Here is a 12,688-nt window from a genome sequence, read left to right on the forward strand (position 1 = left end):
GACGCGGAGTTCCGGTGAGCCGGAACTCCGCGTCGGCCGTCACTTCGCTCCTTCACGCTCGTACAGGATGGGATTCAACGGGCTCGCGATCGGATCGCCGACCGCGCAACCCGGTGCCCAGCGCTTCTGATCGTATTCCTGGAACGCGTCGGCCGGTTCCGCGACGCGCATGTCTCGATCCATATAGATCATCGTCATGGCGGCGCGGGTTTCTTCGGTCTGGTTCGGGTCCGCCCGGTGGAACGTGAAGCCGTAGTGGAAGCTCACGTCTCCTAGTTCGTAGGGCTCGGCGACCACGCGGATTCCGGCCGCCGAAAGCGAAGCGGCGATCTCACTCTCTCCGCGCTCACTGATCCCGAAGCGCCGCCCGTGATCCGTTTCCTGGGTTCCCACTGCAAAGGCCAGGGCTCCCGCTTCGACGGACGTCGCCTGCAGCGGAATCCAGGCGGTGATGCTCAGTCCGCTCGACATCGGCCAGAAGAACTGATCGACGTGCCATGGGGTCGCTCCACCGCCGGTTTCCTTGTAGAGCGCCTGGTCGTGCCACATGCGCACGCCTTCGCATCCCAGTAGTTCGTTGGCGATGCGCGCGCAGCGCAGGTTCAGACTGAAGGGACGGATGGCTTCGTGGCGCTCCCAGAGGTTCGTGATCTGGATGAAGGCCTGCGCGTAGGCGTTTCGCTCTTCCAGCGGGAGCACGTTCGGATCTTCCGCCGAAACGATGCTCGTGATCTGCTCTGCGAAAAACTCCAGAAGCTCCTTCGAGAAGACCCCGGGAAGCCGGATGAAACCATCGCTGCGATAAGCCGCGATCTGCTCGGCGGAAAGAGAGTAGGGACGATCGAGTTCTTCCCGGAAACGCGCGGGTAGATCCTGCAACGCCCTAGGCTCCGCTCACCGGAGTCTCATCTTTGGGAGGTGGGGCGCCTCCGACGAGGATCGGGTACTGCCGATCGGGAGCATCGCAGCGGGTCCGCACGGCCTCGTCGCCAGTTCCCGTAATCACATGGGCACCGTCGGGTGCGAACTGGACGACGTAGGCGTTGCGCGGGCGGTCCGTCGTCCTATTCGGTCCGGTTTTGTGCGGCGTCAGCGATGAGAAGACGACCACCCCGCCGGCACGGACCGGAGCGGCAATCATTTCATACTTGCTCTCGTCTCCCACGCAATCGAAACCGTATTCAGTCTGCTCATGGGCCCAGGTGCCGTCCCTGTGGTAACCCGGAATAACGACCGGACAGCCGTTCTGCTCGTCGGCATCCGTCAACGCTACCCAGCAGGTCAGATACTGCTGCGGATCCACGTAGGTGTAGCCATTGTCCTGATGCCACGGAAACTCTTCGGCCATCTGCGGTTTCTTGTACACCGTCTGGTCCCAGTAAAGACGAACGTCTTGGCCGACCAGGTCGTGCACCAGGTCGCTGAAAAAGCCGCTACGCGTCAACTCCCTGGCCTTCGGCGAGCGGGTCACCATATGTGGCGTGAACGTGATTTCCCCAGAGCGTGCGATGAACATCTTTCCGCCGAAGCGCTCGTCGAGCATCTCTTCGAACTTGCGCTCGAGTGGGTCGAGTTCGCCGCGCAGAGCCTCGATCGTGGCTGCGTCGAAGACGTCTTCGAAGACCAGGAATCCCTTTTCGTCGAATTGCCTGGCCTGCTCCTCGTTGATCAGGCGGAAGGGTCCCTTGTGGTTCTCCCAATGGAAACTCTTGTTGAGTTCGTGCTTGATCACCGATCTCCTCCCGCGGCCATGGCAGCCACTTCAGATGGGCCACTCCTACCTCAGATCCTATCCCAAATACCCCTGATTCACGGATCGGCAGCCCTCAGTGGTTGGCCGGGCGAAGTGGTAGGATCGCTAGAAGCGAATCCAAAACACTCAACGGCGTTTCGTTTCGCGCGTTGGAAGACTGGAGTACTCATGCGAACCGATCTCTGTGACCTCTTCGGAATCGACGTGCCCGTATTTGCCTTCAGCCACTGTCGGGATGTCGTGGCCGCAGTGACCAACGCCGGGGGACTCGGGGTGCTGGGCGCACTCGCGTTTTCCGATGAGCAACTCGAGATCGAGTTGAACTGGATCGATGAGCACGTCAACGGAAAGCCCTACGGCGTCGACGTGGTCATGCCGGCCAGCTATGCGGGCAAGAGCGAGGGACTGGGATCTCGGGACGACAAGACAGGCACGGTCGATGCCGACGTCTTCAAGAACATGATACCCGCGGAGACCCGCGAGTGGATCGAGGAGATCCTGCAAGAGTACGAAGTTCCGCCGCTTCCCAGAGGCTCGGAGCGCGACGAAGGGGTTGGCGGCGGTAGTTCCGGATTGCTCGGTTGGACTGAAGGAGGAGGCCGCGGTCAGGTCGCCATTGCGCTCGAGCATCCGATCTCTCTGCTGGTTAACGCTCTCGGACCACCTCCAAAGGACATCATCGAGCTCGCCCATGAGCACGGCGTCAAGGTGGCCGCGCTCACCGGCGCGGTGGAGCACGCCATTCGCCAGAAAGAACAAGGTGTCGACATCATCGTCGCTCAGGGAACGGAAGCCGGCGGGCACACAGGAGAGGTGGGTTCAATGGTTCTGCTTCCGGATATTGTCGATGCGGTTTCCCCGACACCGGTTCTGGGCGCAGGCGGGATCGGCAGCGGGCGACAGGCCGCAGCGGCTCTGGCTCTCGGAGCGCAGGGTGTATGGACGGGCTCGATCTGGCTCGGTGTCGCCGAAAGCGATATGTCCCCGGTGGTCAAGAACAAACTGCTGGCCGCCGGATCGCGGGACGCTGTGCGATCCCGCAGTCTTTCAGGCAAGCCCGCCCGTTTGCTGAGGACGGCCTGGACCGAGGCCTGGTTGCGCGATGATTGTCCCGGAACGCTTCCCATGCCACTCCAGTACATGGCCTGCGCAGAGGCGCAGACGCGAATTGGCCTGGCAGCGCGCAAGCCCGGGGCGAAGGCCCGAGAACTGGTGGGCATCCCGGTGGGCCAGGTCGTGAGCCGCATGGTCGACGAGGAGACGTCCGCGCAGCTGATCTATCGCTTCATGGAGGAGTTCATCGAATGCGTCGAGCGCCTCAATGGAATGCTGACGGCGGCGGAAGACCGCGGCTGAAACTCCGTCCTGGAATACCTATCTTCCGTTCTGTAGACGGACCTGACGTGAAATCGAACTTCCGATGACGGTGACTCTTTCCACATCTTCCCATCCGCGCGCGTTTGCGGACAATTGTTATGTGTATGCGGTTCTGTCCCGCCGGGCGCGCGGTGTGTCGATCGGGTTGAACCTGAACCCAGACAAGATCTGCAACTTCAGCTGTGCCTACTGTCAGGTAGAGCGTCGAGAACCTCAGATCGCAGCTGCGATTCAGCCAGAGGTCCTGAGACGCGAACTAAGGGATATGCTGGAGAAGATCTCTGCCGGGTTTTTCGACGAAGTCGTTCGCGAGCGCGGACTCGACGCCTCGATGGGCAGGGTGACCGAGGTCGGGATCGCGGGCGATGCCGAGCCCACGTCATCGCCGGCCTTCTGCGAACTCATGATCATCACGCGCGAAGAGATCGAAGCCTCTGGGCTCGATCTGCCACTCGTGCTGTACACGAATGCCAGTCTTCTTCAGCGCGAGAAAGTGCAACGGGGAATAGCCGAACTGGATCGTCTGCACGGTGTCGTCTACGCGAAACTCGATGCGGGAACGGAAAGCTATTTCCAGCGCGTCGCGCAGACGAAGGTTCCGTTTGCGCGCATTCTGGAGAACCTCGCTTTGAGGGCCAGATCCGCAACGGGGCGCACCCAGATCCAGAGTCTGTTCTCGTGTATCTCCGGAGATCCACCGCCTCCCGAGGAGATTCAGGCCTATGGTGCGCGCCTCGCATCCATCGTCGACGGCGGTGGGCGCCTGGAGTCGATTCAGCTCATGACCGTGGCGAGGCCCCCCGCTGAAGCGAAGATGACACCGCTCACCCGCGAGCAACTGGAGTCGATTGCTGCCGAGGTCCGGCGCCAGGTTCCCGGAGTTCCAGTCGAGGTCTTCTGATCGCTCGATCGTATGGCGGTAGCCGAGGTCTGCGCGGCCCGCGGATCAGTCCGGTTCGTTCGAACCCGTGATCTCGTCAAACTTTCCGCAGTCGAGTGAAGTGTCGACCGGAACCGGGAACGAAACGTCGTGAATCGAAAGACTCCCGACGTCTTTGGAAGGGTCCAGTTCCCGCGCGTACTCCAGGACCGAGCGTCGAGAACCCCCGAGGTGTACGGTGCCGTTGACGTCTCGCTCCATCAGGGCGACGAGTTTGCGCGCGACGATGGACACGGACTGGCGGCTCGTCCACTGATCTTCAAATGCCTTGGGAAACGGAAACTCATTGGGTCCAAACGAGGTCCGCACGATCAGCGACCGATCGTAGAGCCGGGCTGCACATTCTCCGCCCAGTTTCGACCAGGCGTATTTGTTGATGGGCGAGACCGCATCGTCTTCGACATAGTTTCCCCGATCGCCTTTGAACACGTAGTCGGTGCTTATGTAGATCAGCCGACAGGCGAATCCGATGCACAGCTTTACGATGTTCGCCGTGCCGATCAGATTGGCATCCAGTGCGGACTGTGGATCTTCTTCGATACGTGGTGGCGAGGTGAAGGCTGCCGCGTGAACGACCAGGTCGACTTCGCGTCCGGTGCCGTAGGCCTCAACGCTCTGCCAGTTCGAGACGTCGAGTTCGCTGGACGACGGGTACAGAGCGTCCGGGAGGAGTCCCCTCATCTCCGTTCCCAGGAGTCCACTTCCGCCTGTGAACAGGATTCTGGACTGGGCCGGCAAGCCGACGCTCACAACTGGCCGAGTGCGAACTGTTCGGAGCGCTCGTCCTGGAGCCACGCGTCCAGACTGAGGCCTTCCCGATCCTTGTCCGTCATCAGGGGTTTGGAGTTCGCGATCCGTTCGAAGCCCTTTCGGAGTTCCGGATCGCACAAGGACCAGTCGATGTCCGCCGCCAGCGGCGAGATTCCAGCTTCGCAGCCCGGGCTGTACTCACCGGAGCACATGTACTCGATGACCGTATTCTCGGAGAAGTAGTTTCCGTGAGCAAATCCCGGGGGTACCCAGATCCACTCGTGTGAGTCCGCCGCGGAATCGGTCGGCATGTCGTAACAGATGGCCTTTCCCAGCGTGGCCGAACCCTTGCGGATATCGAGCACGATATCGACCATTCGGCCCGAGATCGTGCGGACCAGTTTGCCCATATAGGGGTTCCACTGAAAATGCAGCCCGCGAATACAACCTTCCCGAGAGAAGCTCTCGTTGGCCTGCACGAACTCCACGCCTCTCATGAATTCGAGGTCGGCGTGGCCCTGAAAATCGCTGCGTCGGAAGTGTTCGGTGAAGTAGCCGCGATCATCTGCAAAACGACCGAAGCGGATCACCTGAACGCCCTCGAGTGCCAGTTCTTTGACGTCGAGTAGCTTCACTTCGATGGACTCTGTGGCGAAACTTGTGCGGGCATGGGTTCTTGTCCCTCCAGATAGGGGTTCGAAAGGATGGCGTAATTCGCATCACGGCCGAAGCGGCGGAGCAGGGCGCTGAGGCCGGCTCTGGGAATTCGCATCGCGGTTCGCCAGTAGAGTTTCAGGAAGAGTCTGCGCTCCAGCATCGTCTCGGTCGACTGATTCGTACCGAAAACCCGCGCCTTGAGAAGCAGCGCGGCGTTCGAAGCGATGTGCAGGGCCTCGACGAGTGTCGCGTAGAAACGGCCGTGGTGTCTGATGAAGTAGTGGACACGGCTATTTCGCTCGACGGTCATGTACTTGATCTTTGAATCGGGATTGGGATTGGACTGTGGATCGCTCTGGCCCACCAGATGTGTGATTTCCGTGTCGGGCGTGTACCAGATTTCATGCCCCGCATCCTGGATGCGATGGCACCAGTCTACTTCGTCATAGGTCAGGAAGAAGTACGGGTCGATTCCGCCCACTGAGTCGAGCAGTTCCCGGCGAATCATCAACGAGGCGCCGCAGACCCAGTCTACCGGTCGAGCGTCATCTCCCTCCCAGTACGACATGTGAAACCTGCCGAATCTCGGGCTCCGGGGAAACCGATCTTCCAGTCCGAGGAAGTGATAGAGATAGGTCGTCAGCGTTGGATATGATCTCGCGGAAATCTGCCGGTCGCCGTTTGTTTCGACCAGTTTGCATCCGACGGCCCCGGCGCTCGTCTCGCGATCCAATAGTTCGATCATGGTTCTGAACGATTCGGGTCGGACGATCGTATCGGGATTCAGGAGCAGGATGTAGCGACCGTGCGCGATGGCCAGCGCGCGGTTGTTCGCTTCGGCGAAGCCGATGTTGTCTCCGTTTTCCAGGATCTGGATCTCCGGAAACTTCTCGCGGGTCCACTGGAGGGAGCCATCGCTACTCCCGTTGTCGCTCAGGATCACCTCGACATCGAGCCCTTCCAGGGCCGGAGGCAGCGATTGGAGGCAACCGCGCAGCACACGGTCGTTATTGAAGTTCACGATGATGACGGAAAGTTGCACGATCTGGTCCGGGACGATCAGTTATCGAAGAGAATGCCGGTCAGAAAGGACCGCCACCCATCGCCTTCAGTCGAAGTTCCATTTCCGACAATAGTTCGAGCCAACGGATGTTGTAGTAGATCGGGCGGTCGACATCGACGCCCTGCTCGAGTTCGTCCCACATTTCGGCGGCCGAGGATACGATTTCATCATCGCCGTTGATATCGACCACCTTGTGAAACTTGTTGCCGTCGACGCGATAGGTTCGCGAGGTTCCAACCTGTTGAACATCGAGATCCAGACGAATGCCCTTCTGGTGCTCGAGTGCTCGTCGAACTTCGTGTGCGAGCTTGATGACCTGGTAGTTTCCCGACAGGGCGTTGAAGATCTGACCGGCTACCTGCTCCACGGGCGCGTTCAAGACGCCGATGTAGGCTTTGACCGCCTGGTTGATACCCAGCATCGGCCGCCACATCCGCCCACCGGCGTGCAATGTCAAGCGTCGTTTTGCAAAGGCGTCGCGCACAAAAGTGTTGATCACGAGGTCGTACCGCATCCGAGGAGACTGGCCGTAGATCGTGCCTTTGCGCAGGGCCGTCACGGCGAAGCTCTCGTCGGCCATTTCCATCAGACCGATTTCGGCCTGGCGCTTCGACCAGGAGTAGGGCGCCTCGGGATGCACCTCGTGTTCTTCATCGAGCAGTTCGTCGCCGGGTGTCATCGAGTAGTAGATCGAGCAAGACGAAGCGAATACGAAGCGGCCGACGCCCGCTTCTTTTGCCAGACGACCCAGGCGAACGGTCGCATCCAGGTTCATGGACTTATTGGCTTCGGGGTTGTATTCGGCCGTGGGATCATTGGAAAGCCCGGCGAGGTGGACGATTCCATCCACGCCGCGTAGATGCTCTACCTCGACCTCTCGCACGTCCATGGGGATCATCTCGATGCGGTCGATGACCTCGGACAGCCCTTCGTCTCCGAAGAGCAGTTTGTCGATGACGCGCACCTCGTGCCCAGCATCGAGCAGAGCCGGTACGAGTCGGCAGCCGATGTATCCGGCGCCGCCAGTGACGAGTACTTTCATGCCCACCTTCCGCTGCTTACCCATTGCTTTATCAGACGACCGGTCCGCAACCCAGTCCGCTTCCCAACCCACCAGGACAGAAACCGCGCGGAGGGCTCCATCCCATTATCGGGAGGGTCCGAAGGCGCCTTTACCCAGCCCGCAAAAGCGTTTTTCCGGCTGACCTGCACACCTCGCGCTTGCCACGGACCGTCTCTTTCCCTCGTATGCGCCATCAGATGACGCGTCCGACCATAGACCGTAGCACGGCTCTCGGTGCTGCGAATCGGGTCGTACCAAGGGAGACCCTTTCATCCGCCTGGAGAAGCCTGCAGCACAGTCGCGCTTTGGTCTGATCACCACTGGCGGCTATTCGATTGACGGAGTTCAGGAGCCGTTCAATCCCGCCCCGAGCTTCGATGATACCTCCGTCGGAGTGCGCGCAATTCCCATCGACGTGGATCACAGCAAGCTTCGCATCGACCATGTGGCGTACGACCACCGGTTCGCGGAGGAAGACATCAACGTCAACCTGCCTCTCGATCGACTCGCCGAGCTGGAAAAGGCCGGGGAATTCGGATCCCTGGCGCGAAACACGTATGTCACCATGGGGCTGCAACCGAACACCGAGCCGCTACTCGGCCAGTTGATTCGAAAGCTCAATATTGGCGCTACCGTGGGTCGGCCGGGAGACATCGAGGGACAGCTCGATACACTGCGGCGCATGATCGCATTGATCGACGACGCTGAAGCACATGGAAGCGTTGCTCGAGACGTCTGAAAACTCGTTTCCATGACGCTCCGCTCTCGATCGCAGCGAGGTTCGGTCCGTGTCACTGAACCCGGTTGGAGCTACTCCGCCAGCGGGTTCACGATGCGGCGCTGGGCCGCTCCCTCGAGGTGGGAACGCAGGAACTCGAAGCTCCAGTCGATTTCCTCCTGGGGTATTTCCGGATGGAGGCCCGGATTCGCGTGCAGGCGTTTGTCTTCGGCGGGAAGCGCATCGAAGACTTCGAAGTAGCCCGAACGTTCGAAGAGTTCGTCTTCGAGTTGCATCAGATAGAGCAGCGGGCAATGGATCTGCGCAGCATCACCCAGCAGTCGTTCTGCAAGACCTTCTGTGGGCCCACGGGTTCCGAGTAGCCCCAGTACCGCCACGACGACGTCCGAACGCGACGCGATCAGTGGAATCCCGAAGATCGAGCCCATCGAAAGTCCGAAGTAGGCGAGCGGGCTCTGGCCTACGGCTTCGAGCGCCTGGGTCGTCGAGATCGCCAGTTGCCAGTCTTCGACCATATCGTCGATGGCGGTTGGACGCATCATCTCGGGCATGAGTGCTTCGCGACCCCCGGGGCCGACCTGACGCAATCCGTGGACAGGTCCGTCCATCGAAAGGACCGGATATCCCGCAGTGCTGAACCGGCTCGCCAGGTGCGGGATAGGAATCTGATACCGATCTCCTGACGCGCCGTGACCCAGGACAATCATGGGCTGCCCTGAAGTTCCGTTCCGAGGCAACCAGACTGCACCGGTCACGGGGCGGCATTCGCTGCGCTCGATCACGAACTCTCGCGTCGCTTCGTCTCGTGGATCGCTCGCGTTACTCCAGGTCGTCTTTGTGTCTGCCATAGCGGGAGTGTACCGCAGTCAGACGAAAGCCAGTTTCCCAGGGCGTCAGACGGAGCGTACCAGCGCAGCGACTCCGTGTTCGAGTGGAGAGTGGTTACCGGAAGGCGTGCTGGAAGGAGGCGTGGACTGCAATCCGTTTCGTCGTTCGCTCGGGATGGCCTCTTTGTAACGCGATCGCCACTCGTGCGCGTCCTGATCGATCGTCTTGACTGCGCCGATCCCCGCGCGCAACTCGGCGATGCGTTCGGGCTGGCTGATCAGTTGACGCAGCCAGTATTCGAGTTCGTTAGGGTCGCGAGGATCGAACAGGAGTCCGTTCTTTTCGTGGCTCACGATTTCCGGAATGCCGCCCACGCGCGAGGCGAGTACGGGTACACCGGCACTCAGCGCCTCGCGGGCGACGACCGGATAGTTCTCGCTCAACGAAGGAAGCACGAGTACGTCGATTCCTGAGAGGATTTGCGGAAGATCTGCGGCCTCGTAGGGCCCCGAGATGTTCATTCGCGGGTCGCGTTCGATCTCGCTCATCAAATCCGGTCCGGCACTGCCAGATCCGTGAATCTGGAGACGCGCGCGCCCCTCAACGCGGCCGAAAGAACGCGCCATGTGTTCCGCGTTCTTCAGGCGGCTGAAAGTTCCAAGAAATCCGAACACGACCTCTTCGCGTTTCTGCCGCGGCGCGTGGACCGGAGTCACACCCAGTGGCGTGGTCTTGATGTGTCCAGCCGGAAAGCCGGCTCCTTCCAGAATTCCGATCAGATAGCGGGACGGCGCCGTCACCAGATCGCATGCGTCGAACGCAGCGCGCGCCGCGTCCCGTCGCCGAGCGAAGGCTTCCACGAGGGCCGGGGCAACCTCTCCTGAGCCCGAGAATACGCATCTGGCGCACCGTTCAGGTGTGTCTGGGCCCGTCTCGCATGACTCGGATCGTTCCGGAATGAACATATGTGTGCGTCCGCAGGCGAACCACGCGTCGTGCAGGGTCAGATGGACGGGGAGTTTCGCCTGTTTTGCGACCCCGAACAGGGAGAACGGCAGTGCGATCCAGGTGTGATGAAAGTGGATCAAGTTGCAGTCGGATTTGCTGATGGCTTGTCGAAACAGTGCCTCGATGGACTCATTGCGCACCGTCAGTCCGAAGTCATGGTTTACCGGAGTCTCGAGACGGTAGACCTTCAGGCCGAATTCCTTGCGATGAATCAGGCGCGGTTCCCGTCCCGCGGCGGCGGCGGCGGAATAGAAGATGCTCACGTCGACCCCGGCGTCCTGAAGAGCATGGGCCATGTCGTGGACGTAGACTTCGACTCCCCCTCGCCAGTCCGACACAAAACTGTGAGACACCAGCATGACACGCATCGTCGGAGGCCGCTCCGTCGGAATTCTGTCGGATTCAGTCGGGAAGGTCACACCAGTCCGCATTCATTTCCGTGAAGTTCGTGCAGTGTCGGGAAGTACTTTCTCCGAGACTGGCGCGAACCAAATATGCGGCTCTTATCGGCAGCTGGATCTTCACCGGTAGGAAAATCGACTCCTAAACGAGGGTCCTATCACGGGATCGGGAATACCTCTTCGTCAACTTCCATCCGGTCAACGGCGCTCTTCCCGGGCCGTCCGTTGTCACCGGCGTTCGTTGGGGAAGGCTGCTCGTGTGCCGCAAGAAAGGGCGAGTCGCTCTGTTGGCGGATCTCAAGTGAAGACCGAGTACTCGCCGATCTTTTTGGTGGAGGGACTTGGTTTGAAGCTGATAGGCGGACTCATAGTCGTCTTCGGATGTGTCCTGGGAGGGTTCGTTCTCCACCACGGAAACTTGATGCAGCTCTTCGTTCCGACGGAGTATCTGATCATTCTCGGTTGCCTCGTCGGTGGAATGATCGTCAAGAACCCCGGAACCGTCATGATCGCTCTGGTCAAGGATATCCTGGGTCTGATCAAAGGGGGCGGCCCTGGCAAGAAGGAGTACCTCGAAGTCCTGAAGATGATCTACGAACTCATGCAGCTCGCGCGCAAAGAAGGTGTGCTGGCGCTAGAGAGTCATGTAAACGATCCTGGGACATCTTCTGTCTTCTCCAACTACCCCACCTTCACCAACGACCATCACGCCGTCCACTTCCTGTGTGACACACTCAAACTCTTCGTGGCGGGTGTGCTGGAACCGCACAATATGGACGAGCTGATGGAGCGCGATCTCGATGTGCTTCATCACGAAGAGATGCAGACGGCGAACGCCATGACCAATGCGGCCGACAGCCTTCCCGCCATCGGAATCGTCGCCGCAGTTCTCGGCATCATCCTGACCATGAGCGCGATCGACCAGGGAGCGGCCGCAGTCGGAATGAAGGTCGCCGGTGCGCTCGTCGGTACCTTCCTGGGTGTATTTATCGCCTACGGTATGGCCGGTCCCATAGCGGGTTCGATCGAGGCGAAGATCGACGCGAAGGGGCGCTACATGCAGTGCATTCGGCACGTGCTGGCGGCATCCATCAATGGCGTCAACCCTCCGATGGCCGTCGAGATCGGCCGTCGCACCATCTTCATGCATGACCGCCCCACCTTCGAAGAACTCGAAGAAGCATTGCGTGAGATGAAGGGCGGGGGTTGATGAGCGAAGATGCGGCGGGCGCCGGACACGCCCAGGCTCCGATCATCATCAAGAAGAAGGTCTCGGGACACGGAGGGCACCACGGTGGCGCCTGGAAGGTCGCCTACGCCGATATGGTCACGGCCCTCATGGCGCTGTTCATCGTGCTCTGGATTCTCGGGCAGTCCGACGAGGTCAAGCAACAGGTCGCTTCCTATTTTCGCGATCCGTCGGCCTTTGATCCCGGTGCGAAGATGAGTATCCACGACTCTTCGGGCAGTAGTAACGAGTTTCCGATCCTGGACGACATCCCCGTGCCCTCGATGGCACACGGGTCAGAAGGCGATGGTGGCGATGATAGAGCTCGTGAGCAGGCGGAATCGATTCGCACAGCCCTTTCCCAGGTGAAGGATCTCGACAAGTACAAACAGCAGATCGAGTTCTCGGTCACGCCCGAAGGGCTGCGCATCAACCTGCTCGAATCACCCGAGTCCCCCCTGTTCAAGCTCGGAGGGACGTCCCTGAATTCCGAAGTGATGGATCTGGTTCGAACTCTGGGCGAAGCGATTCAGAACTCCGGAAACTCGATCGTGATCGAGGGCCATACCGATACCACGCCTTTTGCGGCCGGTTCAGATCGAACTAACTGGGAACTATCGACCGGTCGCGCTCATACGGCCCGCCGAGAGTTCGAAAAGGCCGGAGTGCCCATGGACCGGATGCTCGAGGTTCGAGGCTTTTCCGATCGCCAGCTCTACAATCCGCTCGACTCGCAAGACAGTCGCAATCGCCGTATCTCAATCACGCTACTGTCGGGCAAAGCTCTCGCTTCGCGAGAAGATCAACCCGCCGAGGCCGTGATTCCCTGGTTGGAAAGTCGCCAGCAGGACCACTGAGTTCCCGGAATTTCATGGCGTCCG

At 60.2% G+C, this 12,688-nt stretch carries 13 protein-coding genes; 5 read left to right on the forward strand and 8 right to left on the reverse strand.

Annotated features, from left to right (window positions below):
- Positions 1-39 precede the first annotated feature (39 nt).
- Both GY725_13855 and GY725_13860 read right to left on the reverse strand, forming a co-directional pair.
- Positions 40-879, reverse strand: a complete 840-nt coding sequence (locus GY725_13855) for a phytanoyl-CoA dioxygenase family protein (GenBank protein ID MCP4005271.1) — start codon at positions 877-879, stop codon at positions 40-42.
- A gap of 4 nt (positions 880-883) precedes the next feature.
- Positions 884-1,732 carry a phytanoyl-CoA dioxygenase family protein gene (locus GY725_13860; GenBank protein ID MCP4005272.1) on the reverse strand — a complete coding sequence of 283 codons (849 nt, stop codon included), beginning with the start codon at positions 1,730-1,732 and terminating at the stop codon, positions 884-886.
- Between the two features lie 189 nt (positions 1,733-1,921).
- On the opposite strand from GY725_13860, the gene GY725_13865 reads away from it, so the two are divergent.
- Both GY725_13865 and GY725_13870 read left to right on the forward strand, forming a co-directional pair.
- Positions 1,922-3,109: a nitronate monooxygenase gene (locus GY725_13865; GenBank protein MCP4005273.1), complete on the forward strand. Its 1,188-nt coding sequence runs from the start codon at positions 1,922-1,924 to the stop codon at positions 3,107-3,109.
- 64 nt (positions 3,110-3,173) lie between these two features.
- Positions 3,174-4,031 (forward strand): radical SAM protein, encoded by an 858-nt coding sequence (locus tag GY725_13870; protein ID MCP4005274.1) that lies wholly within the window; start codon positions 3,174-3,176, stop codon positions 4,029-4,031.
- 45 nt (positions 4,032-4,076) lie between these two features.
- On the opposite strand, the gene GY725_13875 is transcribed toward GY725_13870, so the two are convergent.
- From GY725_13875 to GY725_13890, 4 genes are read right to left on the reverse strand one after another with little or no spacing between them, the layout of a single operon-like run.
- Positions 4,077-4,808, reverse strand: a complete 732-nt coding sequence (locus tag GY725_13875; protein MCP4005275.1) for an NAD(P)-dependent oxidoreductase — start codon at positions 4,806-4,808, stop codon at positions 4,077-4,079.
- An 8-nt stretch (positions 4,809-4,816) separates the two neighbouring features.
- On the reverse strand, positions 4,817-5,455 hold the full coding sequence (locus GY725_13880; protein ID MCP4005276.1) for a dTDP-4-keto-6-deoxy-D-glucose epimerase: 639 nt from the start codon (positions 5,453-5,455) through the stop codon (positions 4,817-4,819).
- Positions 5,452-6,519 (reverse strand): glycosyltransferase family 2 protein, encoded by a 1,068-nt coding sequence (locus GY725_13885; GenBank protein MCP4005277.1) that lies wholly within the window; start codon positions 6,517-6,519, stop codon positions 5,452-5,454. The genes GY725_13880 and GY725_13885 overlap by 4 nt, the downstream gene beginning before the upstream one ends.
- Before the next feature lie 40 nt (positions 6,520-6,559).
- A complete protein-coding gene (locus GY725_13890) occupies positions 6,560-7,582 on the reverse strand; it encodes an SDR family oxidoreductase (protein ID MCP4005278.1) in 1,023 nt (340 codons plus the stop codon).
- A gap of 415 nt (positions 7,583-7,997) precedes the next feature.
- On the opposite strand from GY725_13890, the gene GY725_13895 reads away from it, so the two are divergent.
- Positions 7,998-8,342 carry a hypothetical protein gene (locus tag GY725_13895; protein ID MCP4005279.1) on the forward strand — a complete coding sequence of 115 codons (345 nt, stop codon included), beginning with the start codon at positions 7,998-8,000 and terminating at the stop codon, positions 8,340-8,342.
- Between the two features lie 71 nt (positions 8,343-8,413).
- Here GY725_13895 and GY725_13900 read toward each other — a convergent pair whose 3' ends face one another.
- Both GY725_13900 and GY725_13905 read right to left on the reverse strand, forming a co-directional pair.
- Complete coding sequence (locus GY725_13900; protein ID MCP4005280.1) at positions 8,414-9,190, reverse strand: alpha/beta hydrolase; 777 nt, start codon at positions 9,188-9,190, stop codon at positions 8,414-8,416.
- 45 nt (positions 9,191-9,235) lie between these two features.
- Complete coding sequence (locus GY725_13905) at positions 9,236-10,537, reverse strand: glycosyltransferase family 4 protein (protein ID MCP4005281.1); 1,302 nt, start codon at positions 10,535-10,537, stop codon at positions 9,236-9,238.
- Between the two features lie 388 nt (positions 10,538-10,925).
- On the opposite strand from GY725_13905, the gene motA reads away from it, so the two are divergent.
- Together motA and GY725_13915 are read left to right on the forward strand one after the other, a co-directional pair.
- On the forward strand, positions 10,926-11,789 hold the full coding sequence (gene motA / locus GY725_13910) for a flagellar motor stator protein MotA (GenBank protein MCP4005282.1): 864 nt from the start codon (positions 10,926-10,928) through the stop codon (positions 11,787-11,789).
- Positions 11,789-12,664: an OmpA family protein gene (locus GY725_13915; GenBank protein MCP4005283.1), complete on the forward strand. Its 876-nt coding sequence runs from the start codon at positions 11,789-11,791 to the stop codon at positions 12,662-12,664. Before motA ends, GY725_13915 begins: the two co-directional genes overlap by 1 nt.
- Positions 12,665-12,688: the final 24 nt, after the last annotated feature.

It is taken from the genome of bacterium, assembly GCA_024226335.1.
Classification (GTDB): domain Bacteria; phylum Myxococcota_A; class UBA9160; order SZUA-336; family SZUA-336; genus JAAELY01.

Bases quoted from the DNA above. Each gene is read 5' to 3' on its own strand.
- GY725_13890 (MCP4005278.1), bottom strand. From the start codon at position 7,582: ATGAAAGTACTCGTCACTGGCGGCGCCGGATACATCGGCTGCCGACTC.
- GY725_13915 (MCP4005283.1), top strand. From the start codon at position 11,789: ATGAGCGAAGATGCGGCGGGCGCCGGACACGCCCAGGCTCCGATCATC.
- GY725_13870 (MCP4005274.1), top strand. From the start codon at position 3,174: ATGACGGTGACTCTTTCCACATCTTCCCATCCGCGCGCGTTTGCGGAC.
- GY725_13900 (MCP4005280.1), bottom strand. From the start codon at position 9,190: ATGGCAGACACAAAGACGACCTGGAGTAACGCGAGCGATCCACGAGAC.
- GY725_13865 (MCP4005273.1), top strand. From the start codon at position 1,922: ATGCGAACCGATCTCTGTGACCTCTTCGGAATCGACGTGCCCGTATTT.
- GY725_13905 (MCP4005281.1), bottom strand. From the start codon at position 10,537: ATGCTGGTGTCTCACAGTTTTGTGTCGGACTGGCGAGGGGGAGTCGAA.